Consider the following 19,185-nt stretch of genomic DNA (forward strand, 5'->3'; position numbering starts at 1 on the left):
CGGGGTCTTGGTGTTCCTCCAGGGATGCCGAGGCCCCGCCGCTTAGCATCGACCGGATATGAACTCGGCTGCAGCAGACACCACCGACGTCCCGAAGTGGGCGTCCAACGCGTTCCTCCAGTTCGTCGATGCCTGGCAAGCACCGATCACGATCGTCATCACGATCCTCGCGGCGATCATCCTCCGGCTGATCCTCCGTCGCATGATCAAGCAGGTCGTCGACCGCATCGTGAACGGCGTCAAGAAACGTCAGGGAGCGGCCGACACCCAGGCCCTCATCGCCTCACCCGTGCAGACCGCGCGGGTCGTGCAACGGACCCGGACGCTCGGCAGCGTGCTCGAGAACCTCGCCACCGTGGTCGTCGTCGTGATCGCGCTCGTGATCATCGCGACGGCGCTGTGGAAGGGCGCCGCGGTCGGCATCGTCGGCGGTGCATCGCTCGTCGCAGCCGGCCTCGCCGTCGGCGCCCAGTCCATCGTGAAGGACCTGCTGTCCGGCATCTTCATGATCCTCGAGGATCAGGCCGGCGTCGGTGACGTCGTCGACACCGGGCAGGCCACCGGCGTCGTCGAGAACGTCGGGCTGCGCGTCATGCAGATCCGCGACGTGAACGGCATCCTGTGGTTCGTGCCGAACGGCCAGATCCTGCGCGTCGGCAACCTGTCGCAGGGCTGGTCGCGCGTGCTCGTCGACATCACCGTGCCCTACGACACCGACATCGACGCCGTGCAGGACGCCCTGCTCAAGGCCGCCGTCACGATGTCGCAGGAGTCCCGCTGGCGGCAGCGGATCGTCGAGAAGCCCGAGATCTGGGGGCTGCAGTCGATCACCGACGCCGGCATGGTCTTCCGCCTCGTCGTGAAGACCCGCGCGTCCGAGCTCGACGTCGTCGGCCGGGAGCTCCGCACCCGCCTGAAGCACGCCGTCGACGAACTCGGCATCACCCTGCCCGCGATGGCGATGATCATGCCCGAGGGCTGGGAGAACGCCACCTCGATCAACGGCCTGCGCACCGTCCGGACCCAGCCGACGCCGGCCCCCACGAAGCCCCGGCGTCCCAAGCGCAACATCCTCGGGCAGCCGATCCGCACCGACGACCCCGACAGCGGGAAGGACCCCCGATGACCGACCCCACACCCCCGAGCGGCACGGGCGGGCCCGGAGCGCGCGGCTCGCTCGGCATGCCCGGCGGCCCCGGCATGCCCGGCTCGGTCGGCGTCCCGGCGCAGCCGATCACCCTGCGCGTCGGGGAGCGCGGCGCCTCGGCCACCGGGTCGCTGTACGAGCGGATCGGCGGCGCTCCGACCTTCGACCGGCTCGTCCGGCGCTTCTACGAGGGCGTCCAGCAGGACGAGGTCATCTGGCCGATGTACCCGGCCGACGACCTCGAGGGTGCGATCTGGCGCCTGTCCGCCTTCCTGCAGCAGTACTGGGGCGGCCCGGGCACCTACAGCGAGCAGCGCGGCCACCCCCGCCTGCGGATGCGGCACAACCCGTTCCGCATCACGTCCGAGGCCCGGGAACGCTGGCTCCACCACATGCACGAGGCGGTCGAGTCACTCGAGCTCGCGCCCCTCGACGAAGCCGAGCTCTGGGGTTACCTGGACCGCGCTGCCCACGCGATGACGAACACCTTCGACTGACGCGCGCCCGGCGCGACGCCGGCGTGTCCTCGAGACGCCGACGAATCCGGCGGCGTCTCGACGCTCCCGCGGCGTCTTCCGCTGACGCCGGCGTGCAGTGATCGTCGCGAGCGGCGGGGGGAGGCCCGTGGCGGCGCCGCCACGGGCCTCCCGTCCGACGCTCCCCGCGTTCTCGTGCCCGCGGGACGCCGGCGTCGTCGGGCAGCGCGGTCAGCGCACGGACGAGCCGGAGGCGAGGTCCTCGACCAGGGACGGCCGCGACGGCCGCCAGCCGAAGGCCGACCGCGCGTGTGCGCCGGACGCCTCCTGGTGCAGCAGCAGGGCGTCGGCGAAGTCCCGCCCGAGCCGTTCGCGGCTCGCGTCCACGCTCTCGGCGACGACCGGTGCACCGTGGGCCCCGGCCTCGGCGATCTGCCGGACGGTCGGGTTGTCGCCGGTCGCGGCGACGATGTACCCGTCGGGCTCGCCGCGGTGCAGCGCGAGGACGTAGAGCTCGCCGAGGTCGTCGACGTGCACCGTCGTCCAGCGCTGCGAGCCGTCGCCCACCAGCCGCACCGGCTGCTCGCCGTCGCTGACGAACATCGCCGGGATGCCGGCGCCGCGCCCGTAGACGATGCCAGGGGCGACGATGGTGCTCCGCACGTCGCTCGCCCGCAGCAGAGCCTCGTTCGGTCCGCGCCAGGCGGTCAAGGCCGGCGGGTCGATCGGCGACTGCTCGGAGATGTCCGTCGAGTCACCGAAGGTGAAGATGCCGCCGGTGTGCACGAACGGCTTCGGCGTGCCGGCCAGGGCACCGATCGCGGTGCGGATGAAGTCCGGGTCGACGCCGGCCGCCGATGCCGTGTGGACGACGCCGTCGCTCTCGTGCAGCAGGCGTTCGACGACGTCGGTGTCGGTGACGTCGCCGACCAGGGCCCGGCCACCGGCGTCACGGACGTGCTGGGCCTTCTCGTCGGACCGGACGAGCGCGGTGACCTCGTCGCCGTGGGCCACGAGGGAGCGGAGGACGGAGGACGGAGGAGCCGATGTACCCGGACGCACCGGTGAGGAAGACGTGCATGCGGCCAGCCAACCACGGCGCCCGGGCGGCGTGGCCGGCGTCGCCGTCGTCTTTGCTAGGAGCTCAGTGTCCAGGCGCGGCGCTTGACGAGCACGTGACCGCGCGAGGTCGTGAGTCGGCTCCACGGACCCGTCTCGAACAGCCGGACCGGGTCGTGCCCGAGGAACCCGAGGCTCTCGCCCGCGAAGCCCGCACCGGCGGGCAGGTGCTCGACGCCGGGGACCGGTCGACCCCAGACCTCGGCGCGGATCCGCCGGACGATGGCCTCGCCCGCGTTGGACGGCACGGCGTCGGCGACCTCGGCGATGCCGTCGCGGGTGGCGCGGCGGAGGAGTTCCGGTGAGACGTCCGGCAGCGGGACCCAGCCACCGCGGGGCGGGGAGATGGCCGCCCACGTCACGGTGTGCACTTCGTGCGGCAGCTCGACCTCGATCGGGGTGGCCCGCGTGGGGTCGGCACCCTCGGCGTGTTCGGCGTCCTGCGCCTCGGCGAGCAGGCGGAGACGCTCGAGGAGCGACTGCAGCGGGACCACGGTGTCGATCGACGCCGGCTCGGTGAGCGAGAACGTGCGGAGGCCGAGCACCGTCGGCAGTTCGTCGAGCAGCCCGAGCGGGTAGAGGATCGCCGTGTAGACGGCCAGGACGCCGGAGTCGGCGATGAGCCGGACCGAGCCGTCCTCGATCCGAGCGGCACGTCCGAGGTACGTGCGGAGGTCACCGAGTGAGGCGGCGTCGGGAAGCGTGAACGAGTTGCCCATGTCGTCCTCGATCCTACTGGCCGTCGACGCCGCCGCACCTGAGCGCGACGACCTGCGACGGCGGCGGGCAGCCGTTCGTAGACTGCACAGCGTGAACGGCGAACCCGACTTCCTGCGGACCCTGCGACTCGAGGACACCGGCGCGAGCACGGGCGAGACGATCCTGACCGGTGCCAGCCACTGGTCCCCCGGCGGACGGGTGTTCGGCGGGCAGGTGCTGGCGCAGTGCATCGTCGCCGCGCAGCGCACGATCGAGGGACGCGACGTCCACTCGATGCACGGCTACTTCCTGCGGCCCGGCGACATCGACGTGCCGATCACCTTCGGGGTCGAGCGCATCCACGACGGTCGTTCGTTCGCGGCCCGACGCGTGCAGGCGTACCAGCGCGGTGTCCCGATCTTCTCGATGATCGCGTCGTTCCAGGTGCCGGACACCGGCATCGAGCACCAGGACCCGTACCCGGTGGACACCCCGGACCCGGAGTCCCTGCCGTCGGCCGCGTCGATCCTGTCCGCGATCGACCACCCGGTCGCACGTGCCTGGGCCGCGCGGTCCATCGACCTGCGCCACGTCGAGGGCCCGGTGTTCGTCGACGTGCAGGGCGAGCACGTGCCGCACCAGGCGGTCTGGTTCCGCGTGCAGGGCGACCTGCCGGACGACCCGGCGCTCCACCGTGCGGTGCTCGGGTACGCGAGCGACCTGTCGATCCTCGAGCCGATCATGCGGCGGCACGGCGTCGCCTGGGGCACCCCGGGGGTCAAGAGCGCGAGCCTCGACCACGCCATGTGGTGGCACCGCGACGGTCGCGCCGACGAGTGGATCCTGTACACGCAGGAGTCCCCGAGCGCACAGGGCGGACGGGGGCTCGCGTTCGGCCGGATGTTCTCCCGCGACGGTCAGCTGCTGGCCACCGTCGCCCAGGAGGGCATGATGCGGGTGCCTACGGCCGGCTGAACTGCACCGGTTCCTCGAGGTAGCGCTCGCACGCGGCACGCTCGGTGTCGGTCAGTCGGCGCGGACGGTTCGTCGCCGCGTCGACCATCACGAGTGCCGTCGTCGCCCGGGTGTACAGGACGGCGGGGTGCTGCCCCACCGGTGACCAGACCTCGTACGAGACGTCGATGCTCGCGCCCCCGAGCCGCCCGATCCACATCTGGATGTCGAGCGGTTGGCGGAGGTACGGGATCGACGCCAGGTACTCCAGGCGCTGGCCGGCGATCACCGTCATGGTGCCGGAACCCGGCCGGCCGTCGATGATCGGCTCGGGCAGATCGCCGTCGGGGTCCTCACCGGGGTCGGCACCCCAGAACCCCACGATGCGCGCCTCTTCGAGGAGGCGCAGCATCGCGGAGTTGTTGACGTGACCGTAGGCGTCGATGTCGCTCCACCGCATGCGGATGGGAGCGTGCAGTCTCGCCACGAGGATCAGTCGCGGGTGAGCTTGCGGTACGTCGCGCGACCGGGCTTCGCGGCATCGGCACCGAGGCGCTCGATCTTGTTCTCCTCGTAGGCCTCGAAGTTGCCCTCGAACCAGTACCAGTTCGGCGTGCCGTCCTCGTTGAGGCCCTCCCACGCCAGGATGTGCGTGGCGATGCGGTCGAGGAACCACCGGTCGTGGGTGATGACCACGGCGCAACCGGGGTACTCGAGCAGGGCGTTCTCGAGGCTGCCGAGCGTCTCGACGTCCAGGTCGTTGGTCGGTTCGTCGAGGAGCAGCAGGTTGCCGCCCTGCTTGAGCGTCAGCGCCAGGTTCAGACGGTTGCGCTCACCACCGGACAGGATGCCGGCGCGCTTCTGCTGGTCCGGGCCCTTGAAGCCGAACTGCGACACGTAGGCGCGGGACGGGATCTCGGTCTTGCCGACCTGGATGTAGTCGAGTCCGTCGGAAACGACCTCCCACAGGTTCTTGTTCGGGTCGATGCCACCACGGCTCTGGTCGACGTACGAGATGTCGACCGTGTCGCCGATCTTCAGCGTGCCGCCGTCGAGGGGCTCGAGGCCGACGATCGTCTTGAAGAGCGTGGTCTTGCCGACACCGTTCGGGCCGATGACGCCGACGATGCCGTTGCGGGGCAGCGTGAACGACAGGTCGCCGATGATGACGCGCTCACCGAACTGCTTGCGCAGGTGCTCGGCGTCGATGACCTGCGAACCCAGACGCGGGCCGACCGGGATCACGATCTCCTCGAAGTCGAGCTTGCGGGTGCGCTCGGCCTCGGTGACCATCTCCTCGTACCGGGCGAGACGGGCCTTCGACTTCGCCTGACGGCCCTTGGTGTTGCTCCGGACCCAGTCGAGCTCGGACGACAGGCGCTTCGCGAGCTTGGCGTCCTTCTTGCCCTGGACCTCGAGGCGAGCACGCTTCTTCTCGAGGTAGGTCGAGTAGTTGCCCTCGTACGGGTACAGGCGGCCGCGGTCGACCTCGGCGATCCACTGGGCGACGTGGTCCAGGAAGTACCGGTCGTGGGTCACGGCGAGGACGGCACCGTGGTACTGCTGCAGGTGCTGCTCGAGCCAGAGCACACTCTCGGCGTCGAGGTGGTTGGTGGGCTCGTCGAGGAGGAGCAGGTCGGGCTTCTGGAGCAGCAGCTTGCAGAGCGCGACGCGGCGCTTCTCACCGCCGGACAGGTGGGTGACGAGTTCGTCCCCCGGGGGGCACTGCAGCGCGGCCATGGCCTGCTCGAGCTGGGAGTCGAGGTCCCACGCGTCGGCGGCGTCGATGTCCTCCTGCAGGGTTCCCATCTCGGCGAGGAGCGCGTCGAAGTCGGCGTCCGGCTCGGCCATGAGCGCCGAGATCTCGTTGAACCGTGCGAGCTTGCCGTGGATCTCGCCCACGCCCTCCTGCACGTTCTCGAGCACGGTCTTGCTCTCGTCGAGCTCCGGCTCCTGCATGAGGATGCCGACGCTGAAGCCCGGCGTGAGCTTCGCCTCGCCGTTGGACGGCTGGTCGAGACCCGCCATGATCTTCAGGATCGTCGACTTGCCCGCACCGTTCGGTCCGACGACGCCGATCTTGGCACCGGGGAGGAACGACATCGTGACGTCGTCGAGGATCAGCTTGTCGCCGACCGCCTTGCGGGCGCGGACCATCTGGTAGATGTACTCAGCCATATCGGCCCCAAGTGTAGTGACACCGCCGGAGCACCGCTCGCCCGACGCCGGATCGCCGCTTCCCGCACCTGTACGAACAAGCCTGTTGTTCGCGACACGGACGACGTAGCTTGGCCTCACCCCGCTACCTCGGGCCCGTCGCCCACCACGACGAGGACCAGGATCAGGACCACGGACAGGACGAGGACCATGACCACGCACACGACCACGACCCCGTCGCGGCTCCGCCGCCTCGCACTCCCCTTCGTCGGAGCGATCGCACTCACCGTCGCGCTCATCGCCCCGGTGTCGCCGGCATCGGCCGCCGGTGCCGTGCCGAAGGGCAGCCCCTACCTGCTGTACACGGCGAGCATCAGCGCCAACGGCACGGGCACCGGCTACTCGTCGTACATCAACGTGCACGACGCACACAACAACGCCTACGCGTTCGGGATCCAGTCGGACAAGGGCTCCCCGCAGAGCAAGGGCAAGCCGCGCTACATCTGGGAGCGCGTGCAGAACGGCAAGTTCACCTACGGCTACCTCGGCCCGGCCACCAACAAGCTCACGCCCATCGGCATGCGCTGGTACAAGAACGACGTCGCGACGATGATCGTGAACCACAAGACGATCGGCACCCTCAAGCTCAACCTCGACGGTCGCCTGTTCTTCAACGCCGAGGCCAACGCCCGCCTGAACGGTGACGTCGTGCACTCGACGGTGCAGAACACCCGCATCACGGTCGGTGACCGCAAGTCGAACACCGGCCTGAACGGCAAGTGGGACACGAGCTTCTCGTTCCACGGGCTGAAGGCGAAGCAGACGAACAGCCCGCGGGTGCAGGGCGCCAGCTTCAAGATCGACGGCCGCGTGACCGGGCTGCCCCGAGGCGGCAACTGGGACACCGCCCAGGTCTCCGGCATCGGGATGATCGCCCAGAAGTGGTGACCGACGCGACGCGGTGAACCGCACGCGCACCCGGCGGCCTGACCCGCATCCCGACTCCGGTCGGCGTGCGGGTCAGGCCGCTTCGGCGTCGTGGGCGTGGTCGTCGAGGGGCGGCGCGGGGTCCCAGGGGGCGGCGTCCTGTTCGAGGACGTGCTCGGACGGCCCCGCGGGCTCCTCGCCGTCGCCGAGCGGCGGTGCTCCGTGGACCCCGTCGACGTCGCTGTCACCGTCACCGTCCGGACCGTGCTCGGTCGCCGGTGCGTGGTCGTGCGAGCCGTCCGGCTCCGCCCCGTGGTCGGACCCGTGACCGGCTCCGTGCCCCGCCGGGTCGCGGACCTCGCCGGTGCGGGGGTCCACACCGCGCAGGCCACCCTGCCCCGAGGCGCCGTCGCCGACCTGCCGCGGCACCCGCAGCCAGTTGCTGATCCCCCACGCCAGGTCGTGGCCGATGCCGTCGGCGTCGATCTCGACCGAGGTCCCGCCGCGACCGTCGCGTTCCCACGTGCGGATGCGGACCCGGCCGGCGACGACGATCCGGTCGCCCTTCTTCAGGGACTTGTACACGTTCGACGCGAGCGACCGGAACGCGGTGACGGTGTACCAGTTGGTGGCGCCGTTGACCCAGGCGGCGGTGGCCCGGTCCCAGCGGCGCGAGGGTGAGGCGAGTCGGAGACTCGTGATGGCGATGCCGGTCTCGGTGACGAGGTGCCGGGGCTCGGTGGCGACGATTCCGCAGACGGTGATGATGTCGTTCATGGGTCGATCGTCACGGAGCCCGGGGCCGCGTCAGCGACCCCGGGCTCGATCTGTGGCGTGTGGACCCGATCAGGTGACCTGTGGAGGACGAGTCCCCCGAGCCTCCTGTCCGGACCCGGTCAGTGCGCTCGGAACTCGGGCCGGGCGGCCAACGGTCCGAGCGCGGCATGGACCGCGCCCTTCGCGGACTCGAGGGACGGGTACGGCCCGCCCGCCCGTCGTCGCCCGTAGAGCTCGACCTGGAACCCGTCTGCCGCGCGGTGGATGCTGCCCACCGCTCCGGCCGGACCGATCGCGACCCAGGTTCCCGTGTTGTCCGTCATGTTCGAACCACCTCCTTGTGGCCCTGCCGCCCCGGGGTCAGGACGCCAGGATGTACTGACTGTAGGCCTTCCGCACCTTGTTCACCTTGGGCAGCGCGACTGCGAGGCAGTAGCCCTGTCCGGGGTTCTTCGCGAAGAAGTCCTGGTGGTACTCCTCTGCCGTCCAGAACGTCGAGAGCGGCTCGATGGTGGTGACGATGCCGCCGTCCCAGATGTCCGACGCCCGCTCGATGGCGCGCTCGAACAGCTCGCGCTGCGTGTCGTCGGCCGGGAACATCGCCGAGCGGTACTGCGTGCCGACGTCGGCCCCCTGGCGGTTCAGCTGCCGGGGGTCGTGCAGCGTGAAGAAGACGTCGAGGATCACGTCAGCCGGGATCACCGACTCGTCGAACGTCACCGCGACCGCCTCGGCGTGCCCCGTCGTCCCGGTGCACACCAGTTCGTACGAGGGCTCCTCGACCTGTCCGCCGACGTAGCCCGACACCACGTCCTGCACACCCTGGAGCGTGCGGTACACGGCGTCGAGACACCAGAAACATCCACCTGCGAGCACGAACGTGGTCATGGCCACAACCTCTCTCCGGGCTGCCCGTGCAGCCCCGTCGTTCCTCCACAACAGTGTGCGCGGGGACCCTGTTCCCCAGATCGGACGTTGCCCCTCGGCGTGTCGGTGGTCCCCCGTAGCGTCGGCACCACACCGACCAGGAGGCCAGCGATGCAGACCATCACCGAACCCGCACTGCGGATCCGCACCGTCCCGCTGGCCCGAGCCCGGGGCGACTACCGCATCCTCGACGTCCGCGACGACCTGAGCCGGGTCACCCGGGCCAACGGAGAGATCGTCGGGTACGTCGACCGCATCGACGTCGCCGGCGACACCGCCTACCGTGCCCGCCGGTACGTCGCGACCGAGCGCCGGTTCGTCGAGCTGCCGAGCGTGTGGTCCGCCGACGACGCCGTGGACACCCTGCGCTGGTCATGATGTTCCACATTGGAATCATCTGCACCGGGATGCACGGAACGCCGTCCGGCCTCCCCGACGCCTGACCGTTCCGTGGGTATGGTGCGCGCATGGACTGGTGGAACGACCTGACCGACTGGACTTCGTCCGACACGGGTTGGCGGGTGCTCTCGGGCGCTGTGATCCCCTTCGTCGCCATCGTCGTGGCGGGCGTGATCGCGGCGCTCATCGGGCGCAGCGCGACCAAGCGGGTCGTGGCGCTCCAGGAGCGGGAATCGAAGAACGCGGCCGTCGCCGCGATCCTGACGGCTGCGCGCAAGGCAGCGGCATGGGGATCGCTCGGACACGACGAGCGTGCGTACGCTGACCACCTCGCCGAGGACGCCGACATCCGGCTGCGCCTGCTCCCCGTGCAGGGTGCGCCGCTGGCCGCCAGCTGGGCCCAGCACGAGATCGCCGACATCAAGAAGAACTCGTCGACGTTCAGCTTCCAGGCCGACCAGTCCCTCGCCGAGTTCCGTGACCGCCTGCTCGACTGGCAGGCGCGACCGAGCCGTGCGCGCAAGCTCTTCAAGGCCGACCTCGAGCGCTGGAAGTTCGAGTCCCCGGACCCCGACGCCGACCTGATCAAGCGCCAGCAGGACTGGAACGCCGACCAGGCCGAGCCCCCGCGCACGCAGGCGCAGGCGCAGGCGCAGACACAGGCCCCGGCGCCGGCTGCTCCCGCCGAGCGCCCTACCCCGACGACGACCTCGCTGCGTCCGGCCCAGCGCCCCGCGTCCGCACCGTCGACTCCTCCGGTGCCGGCCGCTGCCGCACCCGGTGCTGCTGCGCCCGCTGCGTCTGCCGGTGCCGCCGGCGGGACGACCCCGTCGTTCTCCGTGAACCGTGGCGCGGGCACGAACCCGAACCGCGGCAGCGCCGACCAGAACGCCACGCGCTCCTTCGGTGACAACACCACCCGCGTCTACGGCGACGACGAGGCTGCACCCCCGGTCCGTCCGGCACTCGGCACCCCGACCTCGCCCGCCCGCTCCGTCCAGGGCCGCGGCACGGACGACACCGAGGTCGTGGACGACGACCGCGCCACGCGGGCCTTCGGCGACGCGAGCGCCACTCGCGCGTCCGGCGACGCCAGCGCCACCCGCGCCTTCGGTGACTCCGACCGCGCTCCGCGGAATGACCGTCCGTCCTCGTCCGACCGCCCCGTCGCGACGCCCACCGCGGCCGACGCCCACGTCAACCGGGCGCCCGCGAACGACGTCCCGCCCGCATCGGCACCCCGGGTCGACACCCCCGGCGCGACGAACACCACGTCCGTCCCGACGCGTCTGAACCAGGCCCCCGCCGAGCCCGCGGACGCGAACGAGACGTCGGAGGCGCCGTACACGCAGCCGATCAGCGCCGCCGAACTCCGACGCCGCGCCGCGGACGACGACGAGTAACCACCCCCACGACGAGAACAGGGCCGCCATCCGGAGAGGATGGCGGCCCTGTTCGTCTTCGGCGCCCCCGGCAGGAATCGAACCCGCGGCACGGTGGGTAGAAACCACCTGCTCTATCCACTGAGCTACGGAGGCGAGCAGCGTCGATTGTAGCGGCGAGCAGCCACCGGACGCTCGATGCGCGCCCCGCCGCGTCGCCGTGACAGGACCCGGCGGTCGCCCAACGGTCGGCCGCCGTCTGCTCCCCGTTCCCCTCCGCGACACCCGCGCTTCGTAGCGTCCGGAGCATGCGCACCACCGGTTCCGTCCTCGCCGTCGTGCCCGCACGTGCCGGGTCGAAGGGGATCCCCGGCAAGAACCTCCGCACGGTCGCGGGCCGTTCGCTGGTCCGTCGGGCGGTCGAGTCGGCACGACGTGCAACGCGCATCGACCAGGTGGTCGTCACGACCGACGGCGACGCCATCGCTGCCGAGGCCGTCGCGGCCGGTGCCGCCGTGGTCCGCCGTCCGGCCGAGCTCGCCGGGGACGAGGCGTCCTCGGAGTCCGCCCTGCTGCACGTCCTCGACGCGATCAGCACGCCGCTGCCCGAGGTCCTCGTCTTCCTGCAGGCGACCTCGCCGTTCATCGACCCGGCCGACCTCGACGCCGCCGTCGCGCGCGTGGTCGACGGGCACGCCGACGCGGTGTTCGCCGCCACGCCGTCGCACGCGTTCCTGTGGCGGACCGCCCCGGACGGCACCGCGGTGGCGGTGAACCACGACGCTGCGACCAGGCCCCGCCGCCAGGACCGGGAGCCCGAGTACCGCGAGACCGGCGCCTTCTACGTGATGCGGACGGCGGGGTTCCTCGAGAACCGGCACCGGTTCCACGGCCGCGTCGAGCTGGCCGTCGTCGACGGCGCCGGCGCGATCGACATCGACGACGAGGCCGACCTGGCCCTCGCCGAAGCCCTCGCCGAAGCCCTCGCCGAAGCCCTCGCCGAAGCGCCCGCACCCACCACGACCCGAGACCCATCCCCGACGCGGGCCACCCCCGCACCGAACGGAGCACCATGACCGTCACCATCGGTACGTCCACGATCGGCGCGGGCCACCCCGCGTACCTCATCGGCGAGATCGGCCTCAACCACAACGGCGACGTCGACATCGCGAAGCAGCTCATCGACGTCGCTGCCGACGCGGGCCTGCAGGCCGTGAAGTTCCAGAAGCGCACTCCCGCGATCTCCACGCCGGAGCACATGAAGAACACCCCGCGCAGCACCCCGTGGGGCGACATGACCTACCTGGAGTACCGCTACCGCGTCGAGTTCGACCGCGACCAGTACATCGAGATCGGCGACCACGCGACCCTCCGCGGGCTCGACTGGTTCGCGTCGCCGTGGGACGAGCCGTCGGTCGACTTCCTCGAGGACCTCAACGTCGTCGCCTACAAGATCGCCTCGGCGTCCGTCACCGACCTCGGCATGCTCGCCGCGGTCGCCGCGACCGGCAAGCCCGTCATCCTGTCGACCGGCATGTCCACGCTCGAGCAGATCGACGCCGCCGTCGAGGCCCTCGGCACCGACCGCCTCGTCCTCATGCACGCGACGTCGACCTACCCGCTGCCGGCCGAGGAGGCGAACCTCCGCATGATCGACACCCTCGCCCACCGCTACGCGGGCGTCCCCGTCGGGTACTCCGGCCACGAGCCCGGCCTGCAGATCTCCATCGCCGCGGTCGCCCTCGGTGCCACGGCCGTCGAGCGCCACATCACGCTCGACCGCACGATGTGGGGCTCCGACCACGCCGCGTCGCTCGAGCCGCACGGCCTGAAGACGCTCGCCCGTGACATCCGCATCATCGAGACCGCCCTCGGCGACGGCGTCAAGAGGATCTTCCCCGGCGAGCAGGCACCGCTCGCGAAGCTGCGTCGCGTCGGCGCGTGAGCGGATGCAGTCCCCATCCGACCGCCGGCGAGCAGGCACCGCTCGCGAAGCTGCGTCGCGTCGGCGCGTGAGCGGAGCGCACGTGACCGGCCCGGTCGACGGGACCCGTGCCCTGGACGGGCGGGGTGACGGTGGTGCGCCGACAGACGGACTGGAGGCGCGCCTCCCGTCCGGCACGTCACCACGCGTCCGACGCGTGGTCGGCCTGGTCGACACCGACTCGTTCGCGAAGTGGGGCGCCCACCTGCTGGCGAGCGCCCCGGCGGACTGGGACCTGGAGCTGCGCACCGTGGCGACTCCGCGGTCAGCGAGTCCGAAGCAGCTGCGGTCGGCGTTCCGCGGGCTGGATTGGCGCCTCGCCCACCTGCACCGGGAACCGCCCGCGCCGAAGGACGTCGACGCCGTCGTCGAGGAGCTCCGACAGGAGCCGCCGGACGCCGTCCTGGTGTCGTTGATCGGACCGGTGGCCGAGCTCGTGATCGACGAGGTGCACCGGCGGATCCCGGACCGGCCGGTGCTGGTGTCGGGGCTGCCGGGGATCTCGTTCCCGTCCAAGTGGAAGGGCATCTTCTTCCGTGCCCGGGCCGACCTGTTCGTGCTGCACAGTCACCGCGAGGTCCGCGCGTACGAGGAGATGGCGCGCGAGGGTGGGGTCGAGCCGCACTTCGCGCTCGCCACGCTGCCGTTCGCGCGGGGTGCTGGCGCGAACGGCGGTGCCGGCGCGACCGGCGGTGCCGGCGCAAGCCATGGTGCGGGCTCGACGGGCCGCGACGCCGTCGTCTTCGCTGCGCAACCGAGTGTGCCGTTCGAGCGGGCCGACCGGGCCCTCGTCGTGCGGTGGCTCGTCGAGACGGCGCGGGCGCACCCGGAGTGGCGCGTCGTCATCAAGACGCGCGCTGCGGCCGGTGAGCACCAGACGCACCGCGAGGACCACCCCTACCCGGACCTGGTGCCTCCGGACGTGCCGACCAACCTCGTGGTGGAGAGCGGCCCGATGGCCGAGCACCTCGACCGTGCGGTGGCGCTCGTGACGATCAGCTCGACCGCGGTGCTCGAGGCGGCGGCGCGAGGCGTGCCCGCGCTCACGCTGACCGACTTCGGGATCGGGCGGCACCTGATCAACGAGGTGTTCGTGGGGAGCGGCCTCGAGGGTGACGCCGTCGACCTGGTCGACGGACGGTTCGGTGTCGTCCGGCCGGAGTGGATGCGGGACAACTACTTCCACCCGGCCGCGGAGGACGACTGGCAGCACCGGCTCGTGGAGCTCATGGCCCGACGGGACGCCGGCACGTTGGTGGACCGGGCACCGGCACGGCGGAGTCGCGGTGGGGTGCTGCGACGCGCGTGGGAGCGGAAGAACGCCCTCGGTGGGGCCGATCGCAGTCCGCTCGGGCTGGTGGCACTGGGCATCGGGGCGCCGATCCGGGGCGCGAAGCGGCTGGCGCGACGCGTGCGGGCACTGGTCGATCCGCCGGAACCCGTGGTGGTGGCGGCGCCGACGTCGCAGCGTGCGGGGGCGTGGGCCGCTGTGCCCGCGCCGGGGACCGCCGCTGGGACGGCTGCGGCTGCGGCGGCGGCTGCCCCGGCCGCGGCGGCCGCGGCGGCGGCGGCCGCGGCGGCGGCTCGTTCAGAGCGCCTTGGCCACCGCGAGCAGGAGTTGGTCACGGGTCGGGACGCCGGGTGAACGGAAGACCTCGGTGCCGTCGTCCTGCCGCACGATGATCGTGGGCGTGGACCGGATACCGAGGTCTTCCGCGTCGTCGGGGTGTGCCGCCACGTCGCGTTCGGTCACGGTGAGCCCGGGGACGAGCGCCGACGCCTCGGCCGACACCCGGCGGGCGGCGGCACACGGCGCACAGAAGGCGGACGTCCAGAGGTCGAGCTGCATGTGGTCCTGCAACGCGGCGGGTGGGGGTTCTACTCCCGGTCGAACTCGCCGCTGCGGTCGCCGCGGTCCTGCAGGTCGTCGACCGGGTCGGACTCGCCGGGCTCGTAGGTGAACTCGACCGAGATCTGGTCGAGGACCTGGCGGGACTTGGTGGCGCGGTAGGTGAAGGCCGTCTGCAGGCCCTCGACGTCGGCGAACACCGTGACCTCGTCGTCCAGCGCGTCGCTCGTGGCGGTGCGGGTGTCGGTCGTGCCGTCGAAGGGACCGCCGTGGAAGATCGCGGTGTACTCGTCGCCTTCGTGGATGGTGATGTCGCTCATGCCTCCCTTCTACCAGGCGGCGGCTGGTGCAGTGTGTCCAACCCGTCGTTGCGCTATGCATAGCACGGCTATATAGTTCAGCTATGGAAACACCGCGTGAGCAGACGATCGAGACCCTCCTCGTCTCCGTCAACCGCCTGATCCGCAGCGCCGTCCAGTCGACGGGCAACACCACGTCCACCGCGGTCTGGCGCACGCTCGGCATCCTCGAGACCGACGAGCCGCTGCGACTCGGTGAACTGGCCACCGCCTCCCGCGTGGCGCAGCCCACCATGACCCGACTCGTCGCCGGCATGCTCGCCGACGGCCTGGTCAGCCGCAGCGTCGACCCGGACGACTCCCGCGGGCAGCTCATCGAACTCACCGAGGCCGGACGCGAACGGCTCGCTTCCTGGCGCTCCACCCTCACCTGCACGGTCGGTCCGTTGTTCGCCGACCTGACCGACGACGACTGGGACGTCCTGCACCACGCGGCGAACCTGATCGCCCAGCGCACCCGGACAACCCCCAACGGAACGGAGATCCCCGCGTGAACGCCCACGCACCCGCCGGCCAGTCCGGCTCCATCCTCAAGCAGTCGTCCGCGGTCTGGGCGATCGCCTTCGCCTGCGTCGTCGCGTTCATGGGCATCGGCCTCGTCGACCCGATCCTCCCGGCGATCGCGGCGTCCCTCAAGGCGACCCCCGCGCAGACCGAGCTGCTCTTCACGAGCTACCTCGCCGTCACCGGCGTCGCGATGTTCTTCACCAGCTGGGTCTCCAGCCGCATCGGTGCGAAGCGCACCCTGCTCATCGGACTCGCCCTGATCGTGCTCTTCTCGGTACTCGCCGCGACGTCGAACAGCGTGTGGAGCATCATCGACTTCCGTGCCGGCTGGGGCCTCGGCAACGCGCTCTTCATCTCCACCGCGCTCGCGACCATCGTCGGGGCAGCGTCGGGCGGCACCGCCTCGGCGATCATCCTGTACGAGGCAGCGCTCGGCCTCGGCATCGCCGTCGGTCCCCTCGTCGGAGGTCTGCTCGGCTCGGTGAGCTGGCGCGGCCCGTTCTTCGGCGTCACGACCCTGATGGCCGTCGCGTTCATCGCCATCGTCGCCCTGCTGAAGACCGGCAGCCTCGAGAAGCCGACGCCGACGAAGCTCTCCGCACCCTTCCGCGCCCTGACCCGTCCGGCACTCGCCGCCCTCGCCGCGACCGCGCTGTTCTACAACATCGGATTCTTCGTCCTGCTGGCGTACACGCCGTTCCCGCTCGGCTTCGGCGCACTCGGCATCGGGTTCACGTTCTTCGGCTGGGGTGTCGGTCTCGCGATCACGTCGGTGTGGGTCGCCCCGATGCTCACCGCCCGTCTCCGGCGGACGACGGTGCTGAAGATCGCGCTGCCCCTGCTCGCGCTCGACCTGTTCGCCGCGGCCCTCGTCGTGCGGTCCCAGGTCGGCCTGATCATCTGCGTCGTCATCGGCGGCCTCGTGCTCGGTGTCCTGAACACCGTGCTCACCGAGTGCGTCATGGAGGCCACCGACCTCCCCCGCTCCGTCGCCTCGAGCGCCTACTCCGCCGTCCGCTTCATCGGCGGCGCCATCGCCCCGCCCGTCGCGACCCTGCTCGCCGACGCGTACTCCCCCTCGGCCGCCTACGTCTTCGCGGGCGCATCCGTCGCGGTCGCCTTCGTCGTGATCCTCTGCACCACCAGGGTCCTGCGCCGCGTCGACGACGGTCCCGAGCCGGAGCGCGTCGAGGCCGAGGCCATCACCGCCGGCGAAATGGCCTAGCCGCCGGGGTGCGGGGGGCGCGGGGGCGCCTTCCCCCTTCTTCGCTTCTCCACGAACGGGCGAAATGCCGGAGTGTCCCCCGTGGGCACCCCGGCATTTCGCCCGTTCGTGCGTCCGCGCGTGCGCTCGCTCGCCCCTCGTTCCACGCCCCACCCGCGAGCGGGCGAAATGCCCGGCCTCGACCGCAGAGCGAGTCCGGCATTTCGCCCGCTCGTGCGGGGCTGGCCAGAACCGTGCGGTAGGCGGGGTGGAGGGCGACCGCCTGGAGGCGCGGGGCGGCCTGCCGGGGTCGCCACGGGCCTCCAGGCGGTCGCCTATACCGCGTGCGGCTCGCGTCCCAAACGAGCGGGCGGAACATCCGGGTCCGTCCGCAGGGCGACCGCGGCATTTCGCCCGCTCGGCTGGACGCGGGCGGGCGGAGCCGCGACCGGGGCGCGACCGCAGCGCAACCGCAGTCGGCGAGCGGGCGGAATACCGCGGTCCGTCCGCAGGGCGACCACGGCATTTCGCCCGCTCGTGGTGACGAGGCGGGATGGGTGCGGCAGGCGGGGTGAAGGGCGACCGCCTGGAGGCGCGGGGCGGCCTGCCGGGGTCGGGGCGGGCCTCCAGGCGGTCGCCTGCACCGCATGCGGCTCGCGTCCCGGACGAGCGGGCGGAATGTCCGGGTGCGTCCGCAGGGCGACCGCGGCATTTCGCCCGCTCGCGGAACGGGCGCAGCGGCACGTACGGGACGCACGCGGGGCGGGAATAGGATCGGGGACATGGCAACCGCGAATGACCGCCTCGTCTGGATCGACTGCGAGATGACCGGCCTCGACCTCGAGGTCGACGAACTCGTCGAGGTGGCCGTGGTCATCACCGACTTCGACCTCGAGCCCGTGCACCCCGGGTTCGACATCGTCATCAAGCCGGACCAGTCGGCGCTCGACAACATGAACGAGTTCGTGACGAACATGCACGTCACCTCGGGGCTCATCGACGAGATCCCGAACGGCGTGAGCCTGGCGGACGCCGAGTACCAGGTGCTCGAGTACATCCTCCAGCACGTCCCCGCCGAGGGCTCCGCCCCCCTCGCCGGCAACACCATCGGCACCGACCGTGCGTTCCTGTCGAAGTACATGCCGCGCGTCGACGGGCACCTGCACTACCGCAGCGTCGACGTGTCGAGCATCAAGGAACTCTGCCGCCGCTGGTTCCCCCGCGTGTACTTCAACGCACCGGAGAAGCACGGTGGGCACCGGGCCCTCGCGGACATCCTCGAGTCGATCCGCGAGCTCGAGTACTACCGCCGCGCCGGCTTCGTCGCCGAGCCCGGCCCGAGCACCGACGACGTGCGTGCCGTACAGGCCGACGTCGTGGCGAAGTGGGAGTCACGGCTGGCGCAGCCCGCGGCCGAGTAGTGACACGGGTGGTCCGCACCCCGTCCCGCATGTACTACTATTGAGTGGTCGCGCCGGTCAGCCGGTTCGAACATGGTGGATATAGCTCAGTTGGTAGAGCGCCTGGTTGTGGTCTAGGAGGTCGCGGGTTCGAGACCCGTTATTCACCCCAGTCGAGGGAGAGTCCTGTTGCGTGTGACGCAACCGGGGCTCTCCCTCAGTGTTTTTCTGGTCGCCTCCGGCGCCGTGCGGCTTCGCCGCGAGTGGTCAGCCACGAGTAGTGAGCCGCGAGTGATCAGCGCGGTGTGGGACGATCCACCCGTGATGGAGATGTCCGCCGACGCGTTCGAGCAACTCGTGACCGACGAACTCGACCTGCTCCCCGACGAGATGGTCGACGGGCTCGACAACGTGGTGTTCGTCGTCGAGGACGAACCGGAGAACGGCGAAGAGCTCTTCGGCGTGTACGACGGCATCGCAGCCACCGAGCGCGGGCAGTACGGCTTCGGCGAGCTGCCCGACCGCATCGTGGTGTTCCGCAAGCAGCACCTGGCCGAGTGCGACACCGTCGAGGAGCTCAAGGACGAGGTGCACACCACCCTCGTGCACGAGATCGGCCACTTCTACGGCATCGACGACGAGCGGCTGCACGAGCTCGGCTGGGCGTAGCGGCCAGCGACGCGCACCCGGCGGGCGGCGGGCGGCGGGCGGCGGGCGGCGCCCGAGTTTCGGGCTCAGCGACATTCCTCGGGCCCACGAGCGCGAGAACTGTCTCTCACCGCGAAAAGTCGCGGCGCAGCAGCCGCAGCCGCCGCCGCCGCCGCAGCCCGCGCACCCGCACCCACACCGGCCCGCACCTCAGAACCGCGTCGGCCCCACCTCGTGGTACTTCTCCCACGCCCTGTCTCTTATACACAT

22 protein-coding genes and 2 tRNA genes are annotated in these 19,185 nt (G+C 71.2%); 14 read left to right on the forward strand and 10 right to left on the reverse strand.

Annotation, left to right across the window (positions count from 1 at the left end):
* The first annotated feature begins 58 nt into the window (after nucleotides 1–58).
* Both DEJ12_RS14790 and DEJ12_RS14795 read left to right on the forward strand, forming a co-directional pair.
* Nucleotides 59–1,126 (forward strand): mechanosensitive ion channel family protein, encoded by a 1,068-nt coding sequence (locus tag DEJ12_RS14790; RefSeq protein WP_111030560.1) that lies wholly within the window; start codon nucleotides 59–61, stop codon nucleotides 1,124–1,126.
* 56 nt (nucleotides 1,127–1,182) lie between these two features.
* The gene (locus DEJ12_RS14795) at nucleotides 1,183–1,644 is read left to right on the forward strand and encodes a globin (protein WP_258370564.1); all 462 of its coding nucleotides are present in this window, start codon (nucleotides 1,183–1,185) and stop codon (nucleotides 1,642–1,644) included.
* Nucleotides 1,645–1,854: 210 nt separating this feature from the next.
* Here the strand turns inward: DEJ12_RS14795 and DEJ12_RS14800 are convergent, their stop codons facing one another.
* Both DEJ12_RS14800 and DEJ12_RS14805 read right to left on the reverse strand, forming a co-directional pair.
* Nucleotides 1,855–2,637: an NAD(P)H-binding protein gene (locus DEJ12_RS14800; protein WP_258370555.1), complete on the reverse strand. Its 783-nt coding sequence runs from the start codon at nucleotides 2,635–2,637 to the stop codon at nucleotides 1,855–1,857.
* Between the two features lie 122 nt (nucleotides 2,638–2,759).
* A complete protein-coding gene (locus DEJ12_RS14805) occupies nucleotides 2,760–3,461 on the reverse strand; it encodes a hypothetical protein (RefSeq protein ID WP_071405518.1) in 702 nt (233 codons plus the stop codon).
* 91 nt (nucleotides 3,462–3,552) lie between these two features.
* Between DEJ12_RS14805 and DEJ12_RS14810 the strand changes: the two genes are divergently transcribed.
* On the forward strand, nucleotides 3,553–4,416 hold the full coding sequence (locus DEJ12_RS14810) for an acyl-CoA thioesterase II (RefSeq protein WP_111030580.1): 864 nt from the start codon (nucleotides 3,553–3,555) through the stop codon (nucleotides 4,414–4,416).
* On the opposite strand, the gene DEJ12_RS14815 is transcribed toward DEJ12_RS14810, so the two are convergent.
* Together DEJ12_RS14815 and ettA are read right to left on the reverse strand one after the other, a co-directional pair.
* On the reverse strand, nucleotides 4,403–4,855 hold the full coding sequence (locus tag DEJ12_RS14815) for a thioesterase family protein (protein ID WP_071405517.1): 453 nt from the start codon (nucleotides 4,853–4,855) through the stop codon (nucleotides 4,403–4,405). The two genes, DEJ12_RS14810 and DEJ12_RS14815, sit on opposite strands and share 14 nt — an antisense overlap.
* Before the next feature lie 32 nt (nucleotides 4,856–4,887).
* Nucleotides 4,888–6,573, reverse strand: a complete 1,686-nt coding sequence (ettA, locus tag DEJ12_RS14820; protein WP_111030561.1) for an energy-dependent translational throttle protein EttA — start codon at nucleotides 6,571–6,573, stop codon at nucleotides 4,888–4,890.
* Nucleotides 6,574–6,762: 189 nt separating this feature from the next.
* Between ettA and DEJ12_RS14825 the strand changes: the two genes are divergently transcribed.
* Nucleotides 6,763–7,500: a hypothetical protein gene (locus tag DEJ12_RS14825; protein ID WP_111030562.1), complete on the forward strand. Its 738-nt coding sequence runs from the start codon at nucleotides 6,763–6,765 to the stop codon at nucleotides 7,498–7,500.
* Between the two features lie 72 nt (nucleotides 7,501–7,572).
* On the opposite strand, the gene DEJ12_RS14830 is transcribed toward DEJ12_RS14825, so the two are convergent.
* From DEJ12_RS14830 to msrA, 3 genes are all read right to left on the reverse strand, one after another.
* Nucleotides 7,573–8,256 carry a single-stranded DNA-binding protein gene (locus tag DEJ12_RS14830; RefSeq protein WP_111030563.1) on the reverse strand — a complete coding sequence of 228 codons (684 nt, stop codon included), beginning with the start codon at nucleotides 8,254–8,256 and terminating at the stop codon, nucleotides 7,573–7,575.
* Between the two features lie 119 nt (nucleotides 8,257–8,375).
* Nucleotides 8,376–8,579 (reverse strand): hypothetical protein, encoded by a 204-nt coding sequence (locus tag DEJ12_RS14835; protein WP_027464651.1) that lies wholly within the window; start codon nucleotides 8,577–8,579, stop codon nucleotides 8,376–8,378.
* 37 nt (nucleotides 8,580–8,616) lie between these two features.
* The gene (gene msrA / locus DEJ12_RS14840; protein ID WP_111030581.1) at nucleotides 8,617–9,144 is read right to left on the reverse strand and encodes a peptide-methionine (S)-S-oxide reductase MsrA; all 528 of its coding nucleotides are present in this window, start codon (nucleotides 9,142–9,144) and stop codon (nucleotides 8,617–8,619) included.
* A gap of 150 nt (nucleotides 9,145–9,294) precedes the next feature.
* On the opposite strand from msrA, the gene DEJ12_RS14845 reads away from it, so the two are divergent.
* Together DEJ12_RS14845 and DEJ12_RS14850 are read left to right on the forward strand one after the other, a co-directional pair.
* On the forward strand, nucleotides 9,295–9,561 hold the full coding sequence (locus DEJ12_RS14845) for a hypothetical protein (protein WP_017886047.1): 267 nt from the start codon (nucleotides 9,295–9,297) through the stop codon (nucleotides 9,559–9,561).
* Nucleotides 9,562–9,650: 89 nt separating this feature from the next.
* The gene (locus tag DEJ12_RS14850; protein ID WP_111030564.1) at nucleotides 9,651–10,985 is read left to right on the forward strand and encodes a hypothetical protein; all 1,335 of its coding nucleotides are present in this window, start codon (nucleotides 9,651–9,653) and stop codon (nucleotides 10,983–10,985) included.
* 62 nt (nucleotides 10,986–11,047) lie between these two features.
* Here the strand turns inward: DEJ12_RS14850 and DEJ12_RS14855 are convergent.
* Nucleotides 11,048–11,120 (reverse strand) — tRNA-Arg (locus tag DEJ12_RS14855).
* A gap of 152 nt (nucleotides 11,121–11,272) precedes the next feature.
* Between DEJ12_RS14855 and DEJ12_RS14860 the strand changes: the two genes are divergently transcribed.
* The 3 genes from DEJ12_RS14860 (at nucleotide 11,273) to DEJ12_RS18095 (ending at nucleotide 14,593) form a co-directional block, all read left to right on the forward strand.
* Nucleotides 11,273–12,040 carry a cytidylyltransferase domain-containing protein gene (locus DEJ12_RS14860; RefSeq protein ID WP_111030565.1) on the forward strand — a complete coding sequence of 256 codons (768 nt, stop codon included), beginning with the start codon at nucleotides 11,273–11,275 and terminating at the stop codon, nucleotides 12,038–12,040.
* Entirely contained in the window at nucleotides 12,037–12,909 is an 873-nt protein-coding gene (locus DEJ12_RS14865) for an N-acetylneuraminate synthase family protein (protein ID WP_071405510.1), read from the forward strand. Before DEJ12_RS14860 ends, DEJ12_RS14865 begins: the two co-directional genes overlap by 4 nt.
* Before the next feature lie 67 nt (nucleotides 12,910–12,976).
* On the forward strand, nucleotides 12,977–14,593 hold the full coding sequence (locus tag DEJ12_RS18095; RefSeq protein WP_181433088.1) for a DUF6716 putative glycosyltransferase: 1,617 nt from the start codon (nucleotides 12,977–12,979) through the stop codon (nucleotides 14,591–14,593).
* Here the strand turns inward: DEJ12_RS18095 and DEJ12_RS14885 are convergent.
* Complete coding sequence (locus tag DEJ12_RS14885) at nucleotides 14,537–14,797, reverse strand: thioredoxin family protein (protein WP_027464648.1); 261 nt, start codon at nucleotides 14,795–14,797, stop codon at nucleotides 14,537–14,539. The two genes, DEJ12_RS18095 and DEJ12_RS14885, sit on opposite strands and share 57 nt — an antisense overlap.
* Before the next feature lie 29 nt (nucleotides 14,798–14,826).
* A complete protein-coding gene (locus tag DEJ12_RS14890; protein ID WP_071405508.1) occupies nucleotides 14,827–15,117 on the reverse strand; it encodes a hypothetical protein in 291 nt (96 codons plus the stop codon).
* Nucleotides 15,118–15,200: 83 nt separating this feature from the next.
* Here DEJ12_RS14890 and DEJ12_RS14895 point away from each other — a divergent pair, with 83 nt between their 5' ends.
* From DEJ12_RS14895 to DEJ12_RS14915, 5 genes are all read left to right on the forward strand, one after another.
* Nucleotides 15,201–15,650 (forward strand): MarR family winged helix-turn-helix transcriptional regulator, encoded by a 450-nt coding sequence (locus DEJ12_RS14895; RefSeq protein WP_111030569.1) that lies wholly within the window; start codon nucleotides 15,201–15,203, stop codon nucleotides 15,648–15,650.
* Entirely contained in the window at nucleotides 15,647–16,888 is a 1,242-nt protein-coding gene (locus tag DEJ12_RS14900; protein WP_111030570.1) for an MFS transporter, read from the forward strand. The genes DEJ12_RS14895 and DEJ12_RS14900 overlap by 4 nt, the downstream gene beginning before the upstream one ends.
* Before the next feature lie 761 nt (nucleotides 16,889–17,649).
* Nucleotides 17,650–18,288, forward strand: a complete 639-nt coding sequence (orn, locus tag DEJ12_RS14905; RefSeq protein ID WP_071405505.1) for an oligoribonuclease — start codon at nucleotides 17,650–17,652, stop codon at nucleotides 18,286–18,288.
* Between the two features lie 75 nt (nucleotides 18,289–18,363).
* Nucleotides 18,364–18,439, forward strand: a tRNA-His gene (locus tag DEJ12_RS14910).
* Between the two features lie 152 nt (nucleotides 18,440–18,591).
* A complete protein-coding gene (locus DEJ12_RS14915) occupies nucleotides 18,592–18,936 on the forward strand; it encodes a metallopeptidase family protein (RefSeq protein ID WP_035807616.1) in 345 nt (114 codons plus the stop codon).
* Nucleotides 18,937–19,185 lie beyond the last annotated feature (249 nt).

The organism is Curtobacterium sp. MCLR17_059 (assembly GCF_003234665.1).
GTDB classification, from domain to species: domain Bacteria; phylum Actinomycetota; class Actinomycetes; order Actinomycetales; family Microbacteriaceae; genus Curtobacterium; species Curtobacterium flaccumfaciens.